Genomic DNA, 16,069 nt, shown 5'->3' with positions numbered 1-16,069 from the left:
TTTCAAATGGCTTGGGATTTGTTCCCAATTCCAATGTTCCGCCTCTACGGTGACACCCGTCATGCGACGCAATTCATAAATCAACGTATCCAACAACGGCTTTTCCAACAGCACGGCGCGCCCTAAAAAGGCTTGGGCATAATTGGGTGCCGGCACGAAATTACGGCGATACGATTTAGGCAGAGACTTAATCAGCGCAATCACTAGCTCTTCCCGCAAGCCCGGAATTTGCCAATCAAAACCTGTCATTTCCACTTGGTTAAGCAACGGCAACGGAATATGCACGGTCACGCCGTCCGCATCCGTACCCGGTTCAAATTGATAGGTCAGTTTGAGTTTCAGATTGCCTTGATGCCAAAAATTCGGGAAATCCAGCTTGCTCACTTGTTCCGCATTATCATTAATCAAAAATGAGCGTTCAAAATTAAGCAGCTCGGGATCTTGTTTTTCCGCCTTTTTCCACCAAGTATCAAAATGTTTTTGCGACACCACGTCAGTGCCAATACGCTGATCGTAAAATTCAAATAAGGTGCGCTCGTCCACCAAAATATCGCGGCGACGGCTTTTGTGTTCCAATTCCTCCACTTCACGAATCAGCTGCTGATTTTGCTTGAAGAATTTATGTTTGGTATTCCAATCCCCCTCCACTAAGGCAGATTGAATAAAGATCTCACGGCTCACCCTTGGGTCAATGGCGCCGTAATTCACTGGTCGGGCTGCCACAATCGGCACGCCATACAAACTGACTTTTTCATCGGCAATCACCGCCCCGCGGGATTTCGACCAACGCGGTTCAGAATAGGATTTTTTGGTTAAATGCTCGGCAAGCGGCTCAATCCATTCCGGTTCAATTTCCGCCACCATGCGGCCCCAAAGTTTGGAGGTTTCGACAAGCTCTGCCGCCATCACCCATTTCGGTTGTTTTTTGAAAAGCACGGAATTAGGGAAAATCGCAAAATGTGCATTGCGGGCGCCAAGATATTGTTGTTTTTCTGCTTCTTTTAAACCGATATGCGACAGCAAGCCGCTTAAAAGTGCGGTGTGAATTTGCTGATATTCAGCTTTTTCCGAATTAATCGGCAAGCCCATTTCACGCACGGCAAGACGAATTTGTTGATAAATATCCTGCCATTCACGAATGCGCAAATAATTTAAAAAATCCTTTTGGCACTGGCGGCGGAATTGGTTTTTCGTTAATTCTTTTTGCTGTTCTTGCACATAATTCCAAAGATTCAAGAACGCCAAGAAGTCCGATTTTTTATCGGCAAAGCGGCGATGTTTTTCATCAGAAGCCTGCTGTTTTTCGGTTGGACGCTCACGCGGATCTTGAATAGATAACGCCGAGACAATAATCATCACTTCATAAACGCTGCCAAAATCAACCGCACTTAGGAGCATTTTAGCAAGGCGCGGATCGACAGGAAGTTGGGCGAGTTGGCGACCGATTGTCGTTAATCGACGTTTTTCACCCGATTTGGTTTGAACGGTTTCAAACGCACCCAACTCTTCCAATAACTTCACGCCATCTTGAATGTGCCGTTTATCCGGCGCATCCACAAAAGGAAACGCTTCAATGTCGTCTAAACCTAACGCCGTCATTTGCAAAATAACGGAAGCCAAATTGGTGCGCAGAATTTCCGGATCGGTAAATTCCGGGCGATTGTTAAAATCCTCTTCCGAATAAAGACGAATACAAATGCCTTCGCTCACCCGTCCGCAACGCCCTTTCCGCTGATTGGCGGATGCCTGTGAAATCGGCTCAATAGGCAAGCGTTGTACTTTGGTGCGATAGCTATAGCGGGAAATGCGTGCCGTGCCGGGATCAATCACATATTTAATGCCTGGTACGGTGAGCGAGGTTTCCGCCACGTTGGTGGCTAATACAATGCGATTTAAACCGCTCGGATGGAAAATTTTATTTTGTTCTTGCGCAGACAAGCGGGCAAAGAGCGGTAGAATTTCCGTGTGTTTTAAATTTTGCTTTTGCAAAGCTTCGGCAGTGTCTCGGATTTCTCGCTCACCGTTCATAAAGATCAAAATATCGCCTCGACCTTCCGCTTGCAGTTCATCCACCGCATTGAGAATGCCTTGTAGCTGATCTTGATCGTCTTCTTCCACTACGGGACGATAACGCACTTCAACAGGATAGGTTCTGCCCGACACTTCGATAATCGGCGCGTTATTAAAATGTTTAGAAAAACGTTCCACATCAATGGTGGCGGAGGTGATAATGACTTTTAAGTCCGGACGGCGTGGCAGCAGCTGTTTCAGATAACCGAGAATAAAATCGTTGTTCAAGCTACGTTCGTGGGCTTCATCAATAATCAGGCAAGAATATTGATTGAGGAAACGATCCGTTTGAATTTCAGCCAACAAAATCCCGTCCGTCATCAACTTGATTTGGGTGTTGTCACTGATTTGATCGTTAAAACGGACTTTATACCCCACCAAATCGCCAAGCTCTGCTTGCAATTCTTCCGCAATTCGAGCAGCTACCGAACGGGCGGCAATGCGGCGCGGTTGGGTGTGTCCGATTGTACCAAGATGACCTAAACCAAGTTCCAAACACATTTTCGGCAACTGGGTGGTTTTCCCCGAACCGGTTTCCCCTGCGACCACAATGACCTGATGTTCAGAAAGCAGTTTTTCAATTTCTGCTTTGCGTTGGCTGACAGGTAAACCTTCGGGAAAAACAATGTGATGTTTGACCGCACTTTTACGATTTTCTACACGTAATCTTGCTTGTTCAATTTGCTGTTCGATTTCCGCAACAACGGCTTGTTGTGCCTCTTGGTTTTTAATTTTTCCGATGCCATGAATACGGGCGGATAAACGGCGTTTATCCACCAACATGATGTCAATTAACTGAGAAAAAAGGGATTGTTGTAGCGGGGTTAATTCGTGTTTTACAGTTTTGTTCTTCATACCGATTTACTTTTAAAACTACCGTAAGCCAAGCAAAGCCAGCCGATTAAAAAGAGTGTGCCGCCAACGGGCGTAATCCAGACTAAAAATTTACCGGCACCGAAAGCAAGGGCGTATAAGCTGCCGCTGAATAATAAAATCCCCAATGACCATGCTCGCATCGCGAATTGTGCAAATTTAGCCTCATGCCAAAGGGATAAGGCAATCACCATAACAGCAAGTGTATGGAAGATTTGATATTTTAAGCCGGTATCAATCCAGGCAAGGGCTTTCTCGTCTAAAACATGACTTAACCCATGTGCCGCAAAAGCGCCAATTGTCACACAGAAAAAACCGTTCAAGGCGGCAATCAATAACCATTTGTTTTTCATTTAAAATTTTCCTATGAGTAATGCCAAAATACCTGCAGCGATAAGCGGTCCCACCGGGATGCCGCCCAGAAAAGAGACACCGATAATGGTGCCGATTACCAAGCCTGTCACCAATACCGGTTGTTCACCCATTAGCGGAACGCCTTTGCCCGCAAGCCAGGCGACCAATACACCCACTGCAATGGCAACGAACATTTTCCAACTGACAAAGGCCGACAAGCCCGGCAGCTGAATTTTGCCGGAAACCAAGGGGCTCAAAACGCCAATCGTTAAAATCACGATACCAATACTCAAGCCGTATTTTTCCAAATAGGGAATATATTGAGCGAGAAACGTCTGCTGCATGATCAGTAACACAGCAGCAGAAATGGTGATGGCGCTATTGTGGCTGAGTAGCCCGAGCATGATCAGAACCACCAATAACAAGGCGATCATATTCAGTTGCAATGACATAAAAAGCCTTAAAGTACAGCCATAAAAATGACGATTTTGAGAATTAAAGTGCGTTAAATTATAGCAATTTATGCCTTTTCTGTGTTTTTTATTTAATAGAAAAAAGCTAGAATAACAGCGTTACGGTACAAGCGCACAAAGCAATTGACGAACATATCTAACCATGAATCAAGTGGAATTTAGCATCAGCTTACAGCACCGCATTGAAACCGTTTCTAATGCGGTGCTGTGGCGACACCCTAATAAACACCGAAATAATTTCGTAACCATAACTTCAGCCTTGCACAATCACTAAATTTCGTTGAAAAAGACAAATTCACTTATCTTTTATAGGTTTCCAATGTCGAATGTTATCAGCCCCGAATTAATCAAAACCGTTGTATTGCTTGCCACCAGCGTGACCATTGTGCCGCTTTTCAAACGTCTAGGACTTGGTAGCGTATTAGGTTATTTGGTTGCCGGCTGTTTAATCGGGCCTTCCGTATTCGGTGTGATTGAAAATCCCTCTTCTGTGGTTCACATAGCAGAATTAGGTGTGGTGATGTTCTTATTTATCATCGGACTTGAAATGCACCCCGAACGCTTATGGGCAATGCGCAAAGCAATTTTCGGTCGAGGCTTGTTGCAAGTAGGGCTGTGCGGCACGCTACTCACCCTTGCCGGTATCTATGTTTTAGATTTATCGAAGGAAGTGGCGTTTATTGCAGGAATGGGGTTCACGCTTTCATCCACCGCTATCGTTATGCAAGTGTTGGAAGAACGAGGCATTAGCAATACTCCGAAAGGCCAACGGGTCATTTCCACGTTGATTTTTGAAGATCTCTCCATCGTGCCATTATTAGCTTCTATTGCTTTTTTAATGCCGGAAACCAAACACATTGAACACAATACAAACTGGACGTCTATCGGCATTGCACTTTCTGCTGTGATTGGTTTAATTGTTGCCGGTAAATGGTTGATGAACCCAATTTTCCGTTTAATTTCCAAAGTACATATTCGCGAAATGATGACTGCCGCGGCTTTGCTTGTAGTACTGGGCGCTGCATTAGCAATGGAAGCCGGTGGACTTTCCATGGCAATGGGCGCTTTCGTCGCTGGAGTGATGCTGTCGGAGTCTGCTTTCCGCCATCAATTAGAAGCCGATATTGAACCTTTCCGAGGTTTGTTGCTCGGTTTATTCTTTATGGGCGTTGGCATGTCACTAGATTTAAGTCTCGTGTTCCATCATGCGTTTTGGTTGCTTGGTATCGTATGTATTTATGTGATTGGCAAAGCCATTTCCATTTATCTGGTCGCACGCTTAACAAGATTGAGTCGTCCCGAATCTATCAGTCGCATGTCCATGATGGCACATGGCGGTGAATTTGCTTTCGTATTATTCTCCGCCGCATTAGCTGCCGGCGTGTTAAATAAAGAACAAAGCGCAGCCCTTACCGCCGCGGTGATCATTTCAATGCTTTTCTCACCGTTAATTACTTTAGCTGTGCGCAAAATTCTCCAACGTCGAGCCGTTAAAAACCCTACGACGGAAGATATCTCGGATCTTGATTCGATAACGAATTTAGAAGATTCCGTTTTGGTATTAGGTTTCGGACGTTTCAGCCAAATCGTATGCCAAACCCTACTTGTCCGAGGCATTAACGTATCAGTTATTGATCGTAATATTGAAAATATCCGTGCCGCCGCAAAATTCGGTTTTAAAGTATACTATGGTGACGGTGTGCGCTTAGACGTGTTACACGCTGCCGGTATTAATAAAGCTAAATGCATAGTAATCGGAATTAACGATACCGACCGCATTGAAAGCATTGTAACGCAACTTAAACATGCTTATCCGGATTTGCCGATTTTAACCCGTACTTATGATCGCCAAACTACCGTTAATTTAATCAAACAAGATGTAGACTATATCGTTCGCGAAACCTTTGAATCCGCACTAACCCTTGGCCACGCGACTTTAATGCGCCTAGGCGTTAACAAAATGGAAGCTGATGAAGTGATTACCGAAGTTCGTCGTCTTGATCAAGAACGCTTAAACGAAGAAGTGTTACATGGATTCTCAATGGATATCGTTCGTCGTTATTGGACACCGCAACCTTTTATTAAACCGCATCTAAATGCCGAAGCCTTAAATGATGAAGCGGCTAAAATTCTGGCAAATGATGAAGAACAAAAAAGCCAGAAACAAAAGAGCCAAGAAATAAACAAACCTCGCTTAGAAGAAGAAAATAAACAAGATTCGTAAGTTCTTCCCCGCCAATAATGCTAACAAGCAACCCGTCTAGCGAACAATATAAATAACTGTCACTTCTCGGATGATTTAATTATCCGAGAAATTATTAAATAACCGACTCCAACATTTCTCTTGCATTGGCCAATGCCAACCCCGTAATTTGACTACCACCAAGTAAACGTGCCAATGCAGGAACGCGTTCCTCTTGTGAAAGAGCAGTCATTTTTGTCTCAGTTTTTTTATCAATGATAAATTTTTCAACGTTGAATTGATTATGTCCGCAGCATGCAACTTGCGGTAAATGCGTTACGCACAGCACTTGACATTTATCACCTAATTGGCGTAGCAATTTACCCACAACGCTCGCCGTAGAGCCACTAATCCCTACATCTACTTCATCGAAAATCAATGTTGGAATGGCGGATTGATCTGAAGTTAACACTTGAATAGCCAATGAAATACGAGAAAGTTCACCGCCGGACGCTACTTTTGCTAACGGCTGAGCGGGTTGTCCTAAGTTACTGCGTAAAGTAAACAGCACCGCATCCACGCCGTTTGCGGATACATTGTCATTATCGGCATCGACTTCTATATAAAATTCCGCATTTTCCATAGCAAGTTGCTTAATGTATTTAGTGACCTGCTGCGCCAGTTTATCCGCCGCCTTCTTACGACTTGCGCTTAATGCGGTTGCCATTGCTAACATTTGAGTAAACGCTACTTTTTCTTGAGCGATCAAGGTCTCTTCACTTTCGGAAACATCGGCAAGCGTCGCCAATTCCGCTTTTAATTTGTGATGGCATTCAACCAAATCTTGCGGTTTAACATTATGCTTTTTGGCAAGCTGTAAAGCCTGTCCCATGCGTTGTTCGATTTCTAGTAATAACATCGGATCTTGTTCGATACCGGAAGATAAATTCTGTATCTCATTTGTTGCTTCTTGCACTTGAATTAATGCGTCGTTAAGGAGAGCCTGTGCTCCCGCATAATGTGGATCAAGCTCTACAAGCTCATTAATATATTGCGTTGCACGATATAGCATCGTATCAACATTAACCGTTTCATTTTCGCTTAGAATCTGCAATGCCGATTGCGAAAGCTGGGTTAACTGCTCGCTATTGGATAAACGACGCTGATCTTCTTCCAATTCAAGATATTCATTCGGACGTAAATTAAATTCGTCTAACTCTTCCACTTGATACTGTAAAAGCTGTTTCTTTGCTTCATTCTCAGTCACTTTTTGTCGGAAAGTTTTGACTTGGGTTTGAAGATTTTTCCATGCGCGATAATCTTCACGCATTTGATTTAACAAGTCTGAATGCTGCGCGAAGCTATCGATGAGTTGAAGTTGATAGTCGTTTTTGAGTAATAACTGAGAGGCGTGCTGCCCGTTAATGTGGATAAGGTATTGCCCAATTTCTTTAAGTTGCGCTGCAGAAACAGGCGTACTATTAATAAAAGCTTTCGAACGGCCATCCGCGTTAATCAGGCGGCGTAAAATACAGTCGGAAGGATTATCGGGATCTTGCAATTCTTGCTCTTGCAACCACTGGTAAGCGGGATTATGCGGCTCAATATAAAAACTCGCACAAATTTCCGCGCGCTCCTGCCCATCCCTTACCATTGAACTTTCAACACGTTGTCCTAAACATAATCCCAACGCATCAATCGCAATAGATTTCCCCGCGCCGGTTTCACCTGTGATCACCGACATTCCTTTAGCAAGTTCAATTTCCAATTGGCGGACAATGGCAAAATTATTAATGGTAAGTTGAGTAAGCATAAAAAATCCTTCATTACTGTATATTTTTATATTAATACTGATTTCATATACAGTAAAGTATTTTTTATGATTTATCAGAAATTTTTTAACCAGCCTAATTTGGCACTTAACACATTGTAATAATTGTAGGTTTTGAGATGAAGTAAGCGCAACTTATGCATGCTTTTTTCGATATGCACAACATCGTCGGGCGAGAAACTTAAAGCGATTTGGCTATCGCAGCCCACTTCAAGTTGAGAAGTATTGTGTTCGGCAAAACGGATAGAAATTTTACTGTCGCCATCCACAACCAAAGGACGAGAAGAAAGTGTATGAGGAAACATCGGCACCAAAGCGATGGCGTTTAAATTCGGCGTTAAAATTGGCCCGCCGGCAGAAAGAGAATAGGCGGTAGACCCCGTTGGCGTAGCAACAATTAGCCCGTCGGAACGCTGCGAAAATGCGAGTTTATCGTTAATATACACATGGAAATCAATCATATGTGCGATTTTTGCCGGATGAATTACAGCTTCATTGATGGCAATGCCTTGCGCAATAATTTCATTGCTTCGCTCGATTTTAGCTTCCAACAGAAAACGTTCTTCCACGAAAAACTCTCCGCGCTCAAGACAAGCTTCAAGCTGCGCATAAGCATTTTTCGGATCAATATCCGTCAAAAAACCAAGATTACCTCGATTAATGCCGATAAGCGGAATATTGTATTTGGCCAGAATCCGAGCGCGTCCAAGCATATTTCCGTCGCCCCCGATCACAATCACAAGTTGCGCCCGTTGCCCGATATCATCCAGCGTTGCCAATGCGGTGCTTGGGAGTTCAAGCGTTTCCGTGCCCTCTTTTTCCACCAGCACTTGATAACCGCGCTCGGTCAGCCAGTGATACACATTCTTATGCATTTGCAAATTCACATCGTTACGCGGTTTCCCTGCCAGTCCGATGGTTTTAAAGGAATGATATAACTCGTTCATCTTTGTAAAATAAGCGGGATTCCGCCGCCTTGAATTCAAAATTTTCGTCATTATATTACAGAGCAGTTTAGTTTTGCTAAAATGCCGCCAATTTTTAAATTAATGGAGAACAAAATGTCTGAACAAGAGCAAAAAACGAACGTAAATGAAAAAGCTGTTGAAGAAATTCAGCAAGAAAATGAGCCACAATCGGCGGATCCGTTAGAAGAAGCTATTGCGCGGGTTCAAGAATTAGAAGAACAACTTAAAGCGCAAGTGGAAGAAACTGCTAAAAAAGAGCAAGATTTGCTACTTCGCACACGCGCGGAAATCGACAATATTCGTCGTCGTACCGAACAAGACATAGAAAAAGCCCACAAATTCGCCTTAGAAAAATTCTCGAAAGATATTTTAAATACCATCGACAATTTAGAACGCGCCCTTGCGACCCCGGCGAATACTGAAGACGAAAGTGTAAAAGCATTATTTGACGGTGTGCAGCTGACTTTAAAAGAATTGCTTTCAACCGTAGCCCGTTTTGGAGTGGAACCGATCGGTGCGGTAGGTGAACTCTTTAATCCTGATTTGCACCAAGCGATTTCCATGCAACCGGCGGAAGGCGTCGAATCCAATCATATTACCGCCGTTCTACAAAAAGGCTACATTTTGAACGGTCGCGTAATTCGTCCAGCGATGGTAATGGTTGCAGCATAATACCGAACAAAGCCGGTCAATTTTTTCAAAATTAAAGCGTTATAGAAAGCGAAATTACCCTCACAAAATAGCACCGCATTGGAGCCCATTCCAATGCGGTGCTATTTTATAAGGCCGATTTATGTGTCAACTCAGCAATTGTTCCATGCATTCGCGCCATGACACTAAATTTTCAACTTTCTTTATTTTCATAAAAACCTTGATCAAGATCACAAAAATAATATTTTATTTGAGATTAATTCTCATCAAGAAATTTTACTCCCTTCAATAATATCAATCATCCAGCCTTATTTTCATCTTAAAATCATCACAAAAACACTACATATTGTGTGTTGATTATTCATTTTGATCTATATATAGTGTTTGCCATATTTCAAAAACACAATATATCGGGAGCATACAATGAGTACATTTTCTATTATCAAGCGTGACGGTTCACGCGCAGATTTTGAAATTCAACGCATCATTAACGCCGTCAAAAAAGCCGCAAATGCGGTCAATATTTCCGATGAATTTTATTGCCATCAAATCGGACAAGATGTCGGCAACGAAATTTTTACTCGTTATCAAGGCGAAATCGATATCAATCAAATCCAAAAAATCGTCGAAGATAAACTCATGGCGAGTTGCTATCCGCAGATAGCGCGCGCTTATATCGAATATCGTCATGACCGCGATTTGGCCCGCGAAAAACGCAGCCAACTCACCAAAGAAATCGAGGGCTTGATTGAACAAAGCAATGTGGAATTACTTAACGAAAATGCCAATAAAGACGCCAAAGTCATTCCAACTCAGCGCGATTTGCTCGCCGGCATCGTGGCGAAACATTATGCCAAACATTACATTCTGCCGCGCGATGTAGTGGAAGCTCACGAAAAAGGGGAAATTCACTATCACGATTTAGATTATGCGCCGTTTTTCCCAATGTTTAACTGTATGTTGGTAGATCTAAAAGGCATGCTTTCTCGCGGTTTCAAAATGGGCAATGCGGAAATCGAACCGCCGAAATCAATCGGCACAGCAACGGCGGTTACGGCGCAAATTATCGCACAAGTGGCAAGCCATATTTACGGCGGTACCACCATTAACCGCATTGATGAAGTGCTCGAACCTTACGTGCAAATCAGCTACGAAAAACATTTAAAAAATGCGCAAGATTGGAAAGTGCCCGATGCCGAGGGCTACGCCAAAGCACTCATTGAAAAAGAATGTTTTGACGCCTTTCAATCTTTAGAATATGAAGTCAATACATTGCATACATCCAACGGTCAAACGCCTTTTGTAACCTTTGGTTTCGGCTTAGGCACGAGTTGGCAAGCGCGCTTAATTCAACAAGCCATTTTGAAAAATCGCATCCGCGGCTTGGGTAAAAATCATAAAACGCCGGTGTTCCCAAAACTCGTGTTCACGATTAAAAAAGGCTTAAACCAAGCAGAAGGCGAGCCGAATTACGACATCAAACAACTCGCCTTGGAATGTGCATCTAAACGTATGTATCCGGATATTCTGAATTACGACCAAGTGCTGAAAGTCACCGGTTCTTTCAAAGCACCGATGGGCTGTCGCAGTTTCTTAGGGGCTTATGAAGAAAACGGTGAAGAAATTCACGACGGACGCAATAATTTAGGTGTGGTAAGTTTGAATCTTCCGCGTATCGCTCTGGAATCTAAAAACGAAGCCGATTTCTACCGCATTTTAGACGAACGTTTAAATCTTGCTAAAAAAGCCTTAATGACTCGAATTGCCCGTCTAGAAAATACGAAAGCGCGCGTAGCGCCAATTCTTTATATGGAAGGCGCGTGTGGCGTACGCTTGAACGCTGACGACAAGATCGCACAGATTTTTAAAAACGGCCGCGCTTCCATTTCCCTCGGTTACATCGGAATCCACGAAACGATTAACGCGCTTTATCACCGAGGTCATATTTTTGACGACGAACAACTGCGCGAAAAAGGCATCGCCATCGTGCGCCATTTAAACCAAGCAGTAAAACGTTGGCAAAAAGAAACCGGCTACGCATTCAGTCTTTACTCCACCCCAAGTGAAAACCTATGCGACCGATTCTGCCGCCTCGATACCAAACGATTCGGCATCATTGAAGGCGTAACCGACAAAGGTTATTACACCAACAGCTACCATTTAGACGTGGAAAAGAAAGTTAATCCTTATGACAAACTGGATTTTGAAATGGCATACCCACCATTGGCTTGCGGCGGTTTTATTTGCTACGGCGAATATCCGAACATTCAACATAATTTAAAAGCCTTGGAAGACGTGTGGGATTACAGCTACGACCGCGTCCCTTACTACGGCACCAACACACCAATTGACGAATGCTACGAATGCGGTTTCACCGGCGAATTCGAATGCACCAGCAAAGGCTTCGTTTGCCCGAAATGCGGCAATCACGACAGCACCAAAGTGTCCGTTACGCGCCGTGTGTGCGGATATTTAGGCAGCCCGGACGCCCGCCCGTTCAATGCCGGAAAACAGGAAGAGGTTAAACGGAGAGTGAAACATCTTTAATTTCCTAAGTTCTCTGTTCTAAATCCTGCCCCAAATAAAAGTGCGGTACATTTTTAAAAAGTTTTTGAAATTATGTCGCGATGACACAACGCTAAAATGACCTCACCAAACAGCACCGCATTGGAAGCCTCTTCAATGCGGTGCTATTTTTGGATGCGAATGCATATATCGCTCAGATGTTTTTTCCATTTGGTCACACCGAAAGTTTTTGAAAATATACCGCGCTTGTTATGCTCTCAGCATGCCAACACACGCCATGATTTTGGCGCATCATCAAAATTCCGCTAAAATAACCCGCATTTTTTCTCCAATTAAGGAACGCCATGTCAAACACACTCAGCCATTTAATCGAATTGTTAAAGTTAGAAAAAATCGACGATTTAATTTTCCGCGGCGCCAGCCAAGATTTAGGATTTCGCCAAGTTTTCGGCGGTCAAGTAGTCGCCCAAGCCTTATCCGCCGCTATGCAAGTGGCGCCGACGGAACGCATTTTGCATTCTTGTCATGCCTATTTTCTTGCGCCCGGCGATAGCCAGTATCCGATTATTTACGATGTAGAAACTTTGCGCGAAGGCAGAAATTTCTCCGCCTTGCGCGTAAAAGCAATTCAGCATAAAAACCCGATTTGCCATGTAACGGCATCCTTCCAAATGCCGGAGGACGGCTTTGAGCATCAAAGTGTGATGCCTGATGTCGAGCAGCCGGAAAGTTTTATTGATGAAAATGCGATGCTGCAAAAAGTTGCACTAAGTTTGCCTTCGCCGTTAAAAGAAAAATTTGCGGCGGAACGTCCTTACGAGATTCGCACCAAATATCTAAACAACCCGTTCAACGGCACCGCATTGCCGCCGCAACAATATTCGTGGTTTAAAACCCACGGCACGGCGCCTCTTGAACAAAAAATTCAGCAATGTTTACTTGCCTATTTTTCCGATTTTCACTGTATCTTAACTGCATTGCACCCGCACAAAAAAGGCTTCCTGCAACAAGGTATGAAAGTAGCCACCATCGATCACAACATTTGGTTCCACCGCCCGTTCGATTTGAATCACTGGCATTTACACGCCATCGAAAGCAATAATGCCTTCGGCGGTCGCGGTTTGGCGCGCGGGCAAATTTTCTCGCAAGACGGCAAACTGATTGCCACTACGCAACAAGAAGGTTTAATTCGTTATCAACCATAATCGCCTTTTAAGGAAAAAATATGCAAACCGAATTTTGGCAAAAAGTCATGCAAGCCTTGCAGGAAACCGATCCGCAAAAGAAATGCGCATTAGTGAATACGCTTTACGACGATGTTTTGCCTACCATCAATTTAACCTGCCCCGACGATTTCCCCATTGTCGCGGAGCATGAAAATATCGCGGGTTTTCCCGCCAAACCGCATTTAGTCGCGCCGAAAGATGTGCCGAAACGCTCTTTTGCCACGACAGAAGGCTATGCCGCCACGCTGCACGCCATTGCCCATATCGAATTTAACGCGATCAATTTAGGTCTGGATGCCGCTTGGCGATTTGGACGCAATGCGCAAAACGAATTGGAAGACGGTATGATGTTCGTAAAAGATTGGTTACGCGTGGCACGTGAAGAAAGCACGCATTTTGCCTTGGTGAACGAACACTTAAAAACCCTCGGTTATCAATACGGCGACTTTGAAGCGCACGCCGGGCTTTGGGAAATGGCGCAAGCTACTGCCCATGACATTTGGGAACGCATGGCATTGGTACCGCGCGTATTAGAAGCGCGCGGGCTGGACGCCACGCCCATACTGCAAGAAAAAATCGCCCAACGAAAAGATTTCAATGCGGTGCGCATTTTGGATGTCATTTTGCGTGACGAAATCGGCCATGTGTACATCGGTAATCATTGGTATCACGCCCTTTCGGCCAAACGCGGACTCGACGCGATGCAATGCTTCACCGAACTTTTGCACAAATATCGCATTGTAATTTTTAAAGGCGTGATTAACACGGACGCGCGAATTCAAGCAGGCTTCACCCAACACGAACTCGATTGGATTTATGAAGTGGAACAGACCTTAAAATCTTATATAAAAAAATAAAAGCCCTGATCTCAAAACAGCACCGCATTGAAACCGGCTCCGATGCGGTGCTATTTTGTGGGGCATTTTAGTGTTGGCCGGCAATAGAACGTCCTGCAAATATCGAGCACGATTTTATTTTCCAAATAACAGACACAAAAAAGCCCTCGAATTTCGAGGGCTTGATTTTTTAGCGTAATAAAAATTAACGACGTAAACCTAAACGAGCGATAGTGCTTTGGTATAAAGCCAGATCAGTGCGTTTTAAGTAGTCTAAAAGTTTACGACGACGAGAAACCATACGTAATAAACCATCACGACCAAATTCAGCAACGATTGCTGCTTTTTTTTCAGTACTTAGAGACATGTTTTACTCCTAAAAGGTAGGGTTGTTGATACATCATTCGCCGATCTCTAACTCAGCGATGACAAGAGGTCCGCATTCTAGCGGTGAATACGCCCAAATGCAAGATTTATTCCGGTAAAAAGCCGTGATTTTGAATGCCTTGTTTAGCTCGTTGTGAATGTAAAAGTTGGAAAAATTCGATCGCACTTTTTGTTGGATTTAATAAGGCGCCGACATATCCTGCTTTCATTTCGAGTTCAGGCGGAAATTCATAGACTAAAAATTCGCCTTGCGTTGGAAAAAGCGTTTCGATTTTGTCAAACAATTGCCAGGTATAATCACCGCAAGGATCGCAAACCAGCGTAGAAGTAGCCTACCGCAAAGTGCGGTCAAAATTCTCCAAGAAAATGGCAACGTGGTCGCTATGGTAGGGGATGGGGTGAATTACGCGCCGGCATTGGCTGTGGCGAATGTGAGCTTCGCCATGCATGATGGTGCGGATGTAGCGCAACACAGTGCGTCGGTAACCCTGATGCAGCATTCGGTCAATCAGTTGGTGGATGCCTTGTTGATTTCTCGTGCAACCTTGAAAAACATTAAACAAAACCTGTTCTTTGCCTTTATTTATAACGTGTTAGGCATTCCGCTAGCTGCATTGGGTTTGCTCAGTCCGGTGGTTGCCGGCGCGGCGATGGCGATGAGTTCGATTTCCGTATTAAGCAATGCGTTACGCTTGAAAAAGACGAAAATCACATAGGCAAGTCATATTCAACTTGAGGAACTTCGGGCATAATAATGCGACATTTTGTGATGCAATAAGAAGAATAACATGTTGAATAAAATCGATTTATGGCTGATGAATCATCAACCAAATCCTCAGTTGAAAAGAATCAAACGTTTTTGGTTTGAGTTTTGGTTTTTCGGTTTGAAAGAAGCCCGAGCCTGTCTATTTGCCGGTGTGTTTTTTATTGCCATGTTCCTCATGCCGAAAAACGGTATTGCCGGCATTCCCCGCTACGATTTATTGTTAATTTTTGCGTTAATGGTGCAATATCTGATGTTTCATTTCAAGCTGGAAACATTAGATGAAATCAAATCCATCACCCTGTTTCACCTCGTGGGTTTTGCTTTGGAATTGTTCAAAACCTCCTCTTCCATTCAATCTTGGGCGTATCCTGATTTTGCTTACACTAAAATCTTCGGCGTGCCTTTGTTCACAGGATTTATGTATGCCGCGGTAGGCAGTTATATCATTCAGGCGTGGCGTTTGTTTAGTTTGCAAATTCGCAGTCATCCGCCCTATGTTTTATCGACACTAACCGCGGTTCTCATTTATCTAAATTTTTTCACCCATCATTACATTGGTGATTACCGATGGTATTTGGCGGCGTTCGCATTGGGGCTCTACGCCCGCACTGCGGTATATTTCACGCCTTATGATAAACCTCGCCGCATGCCGTTGTTACTGTCTTTTATGTTGATTGGCTTCTTTATTTGGTTAGCGGAGAATCTCGGCACGCTGATTGGCATTTGGCGCTATCCAAATCAAATCGGTGCCTGGTCTTTGGTGCACGTGAGCAAGTGGAGCGCTTGGGCGTTATTGGTCGTCATGACATTTACCATCGTGGCAAATCTCAAACATATTAAGCAAACGATTCGGGTGTCGCGGGATTAGGAAAGAAAAAAGTACGGTCAAATAGTAGCTCGAAAACGGAGTTACGAAATAGCACCGC

At 43.9% G+C, this 16,069-nt stretch carries 14 protein-coding genes and 1 pseudogene; 8 read left to right on the top strand and 7 right to left on the bottom strand.

The window, feature by feature from the left end; translation table 11 throughout:
- From hrpA to ACO59Y_RS05945, 3 genes are all read right to left on the bottom strand, one after another.
- Positions 1-2,925: ATP-dependent RNA helicase HrpA (gene hrpA / locus ACO59Y_RS05955; RefSeq protein ID WP_486131507.1), on the bottom strand; the 2,925-nt coding region annotated here is incomplete at its 3' end.
- Positions 2,922-3,296, bottom strand: coding sequence for a DUF423 domain-containing protein (locus ACO59Y_RS05950; RefSeq protein WP_486131505.1), 375 nt, complete (start codon positions 3,294-3,296; stop codon positions 2,922-2,924). The genes hrpA and ACO59Y_RS05950, both read right to left, overlap by 4 nt.
- A complete protein-coding gene (locus tag ACO59Y_RS05945; RefSeq protein ID WP_373602971.1) occupies positions 3,297-3,749 on the bottom strand; it encodes a DUF441 domain-containing protein in 453 nt (150 codons plus the stop codon).
- A 163-nt stretch (positions 3,750-3,912) separates the two neighbouring features.
- Between ACO59Y_RS05945 and ACO59Y_RS05940 the strand changes: the two genes are divergently transcribed.
- Together ACO59Y_RS05940 and ACO59Y_RS05935 are read left to right on the top strand one after the other, a co-directional pair.
- Positions 3,913-4,044 carry a hypothetical protein gene (locus ACO59Y_RS05940; RefSeq protein WP_486131503.1) on the top strand — a complete coding sequence of 44 codons (132 nt, stop codon included), beginning with the start codon at positions 3,913-3,915 and terminating at the stop codon, positions 4,042-4,044.
- Positions 4,045-4,089: 45 nt separating this feature from the next.
- A complete protein-coding gene (locus tag ACO59Y_RS05935; protein WP_486131501.1) occupies positions 4,090-5,994 on the top strand; it encodes a monovalent cation:proton antiporter-2 (CPA2) family protein in 1,905 nt (634 codons plus the stop codon).
- A gap of 94 nt (positions 5,995-6,088) precedes the next feature.
- Here ACO59Y_RS05935 and recN read toward each other — a convergent pair whose 3' ends face one another.
- Positions 6,089-7,765 (bottom strand): DNA repair protein RecN, encoded by a 1,677-nt coding sequence (gene recN / locus ACO59Y_RS05930; RefSeq protein ID WP_486131499.1) that lies wholly within the window; start codon positions 7,763-7,765, stop codon positions 6,089-6,091.
- 74 nt (positions 7,766-7,839) lie between these two features.
- A complete protein-coding gene (locus tag ACO59Y_RS05925; RefSeq protein WP_486131497.1) occupies positions 7,840-8,730 on the bottom strand; it encodes an NAD(+) kinase in 891 nt (296 codons plus the stop codon).
- 114 nt (positions 8,731-8,844) lie between these two features.
- Here ACO59Y_RS05925 and grpE point away from each other — a divergent pair, with 114 nt between their 5' ends.
- From grpE to ACO59Y_RS05905, 4 genes are all read left to right on the top strand, one after another.
- Complete coding sequence (gene grpE / locus ACO59Y_RS05920) at positions 8,845-9,423, top strand: nucleotide exchange factor GrpE (RefSeq protein ID WP_486131495.1); 579 nt, start codon at positions 8,845-8,847, stop codon at positions 9,421-9,423.
- A gap of 402 nt (positions 9,424-9,825) precedes the next feature.
- Complete coding sequence (gene nrdD, locus ACO59Y_RS05915) at positions 9,826-11,949, top strand: anaerobic ribonucleoside-triphosphate reductase (protein WP_486131493.1); 2,124 nt, start codon at positions 9,826-9,828, stop codon at positions 11,947-11,949.
- 323 nt (positions 11,950-12,272) lie between these two features.
- Positions 12,273-13,133, top strand: a complete 861-nt coding sequence (gene tesB / locus ACO59Y_RS05910) for an acyl-CoA thioesterase II (RefSeq protein ID WP_486131491.1) — start codon at positions 12,273-12,275, stop codon at positions 13,131-13,133.
- A gap of 20 nt (positions 13,134-13,153) precedes the next feature.
- Positions 13,154-14,011 carry a ferritin-like domain-containing protein gene (locus ACO59Y_RS05905; RefSeq protein ID WP_486131489.1) on the top strand — a complete coding sequence of 286 codons (858 nt, stop codon included), beginning with the start codon at positions 13,154-13,156 and terminating at the stop codon, positions 14,009-14,011.
- A 184-nt stretch (positions 14,012-14,195) separates the two neighbouring features.
- On the opposite strand, the gene ACO59Y_RS05900 is transcribed toward ACO59Y_RS05905, so the two are convergent.
- Complete coding sequence (locus ACO59Y_RS05900; protein ID WP_486131487.1) at positions 14,196-14,357, bottom strand: 30S ribosomal protein S15; 162 nt, start codon at positions 14,355-14,357, stop codon at positions 14,196-14,198.
- Between the two features lie 106 nt (positions 14,358-14,463).
- On the bottom strand, positions 14,464-14,661 hold the full coding sequence (locus tag ACO59Y_RS05895; RefSeq protein WP_486131509.1) for a hypothetical protein: 198 nt from the start codon (positions 14,659-14,661) through the stop codon (positions 14,464-14,466).
- Between the two features lie 60 nt (positions 14,662-14,721).
- On the opposite strand from ACO59Y_RS05895, the pseudogene ACO59Y_RS05890 reads away from it, so the two are divergent.
- A pseudogene (locus tag ACO59Y_RS05890) lies at positions 14,722-15,093 on the top strand (HAD-IC family P-type ATPase); the annotation flags it as partial.
- Positions 15,094-15,165: 72 nt separating this feature from the next.
- Positions 15,166-16,011: a DUF817 domain-containing protein gene (locus ACO59Y_RS05885; protein WP_486131486.1), complete on the top strand. Its 846-nt coding sequence runs from the start codon at positions 15,166-15,168 to the stop codon at positions 16,009-16,011.
- Positions 16,012-16,069 lie beyond the last annotated feature (58 nt).

It is taken from the genome of Rodentibacter sp. (assembly GCF_057314195.1).
Note: the sequence above shows the minus strand (reverse complement) of the source record. Positions and strands in the feature narration are given on the sequence as shown.

Bases quoted from the DNA above. Each gene is read 5' to 3' on its own strand.
- ACO59Y_RS05950 (WP_486131505.1), bottom strand. From the start codon at position 3,296: ATGAAAAACAAATGGTTATTGATTGCCGCCTTGAACGGTTTTTTCTGT.
- ACO59Y_RS05945 (WP_373602971.1), bottom strand. From the start codon at position 3,749: ATGTCATTGCAACTGAATATGATCGCCTTGTTATTGGTGGTTCTGATC.
- ACO59Y_RS05940 (WP_486131503.1), top strand. From the start codon at position 3,913: ATGAATCAAGTGGAATTTAGCATCAGCTTACAGCACCGCATTGAAACC.
- ACO59Y_RS05935 (WP_486131501.1), top strand. From the start codon at position 4,090: ATGTCGAATGTTATCAGCCCCGAATTAATCAAAACCGTTGTATTGCTT.
- recN (WP_486131499.1), bottom strand. From the start codon at position 7,765: ATGCTTACTCAACTTACCATTAATAATTTTGCCATTGTCCGCCAATTG.
- ACO59Y_RS05925 (WP_486131497.1), bottom strand. From the start codon at position 8,730: ATGAACGAGTTATATCATTCCTTTAAAACCATCGGACTGGCAGGGAAA.
- grpE (WP_486131495.1), top strand. From the start codon at position 8,845: ATGTCTGAACAAGAGCAAAAAACGAACGTAAATGAAAAAGCTGTTGAA.
- nrdD (WP_486131493.1), top strand. From the start codon at position 9,826: ATGAGTACATTTTCTATTATCAAGCGTGACGGTTCACGCGCAGATTTT.
- tesB (WP_486131491.1), top strand. From the start codon at position 12,273: ATGTCAAACACACTCAGCCATTTAATCGAATTGTTAAAGTTAGAAAAA.
- ACO59Y_RS05905 (WP_486131489.1), top strand. From the start codon at position 13,154: ATGCAAACCGAATTTTGGCAAAAAGTCATGCAAGCCTTGCAGGAAACC.
- ACO59Y_RS05900 (WP_486131487.1), bottom strand. From the start codon at position 14,357: ATGTCTCTAAGTACTGAAAAAAAAGCAGCAATCGTTGCTGAATTTGGT.
- ACO59Y_RS05885 (WP_486131486.1), top strand. From the start codon at position 15,166: ATGTTGAATAAAATCGATTTATGGCTGATGAATCATCAACCAAATCCT.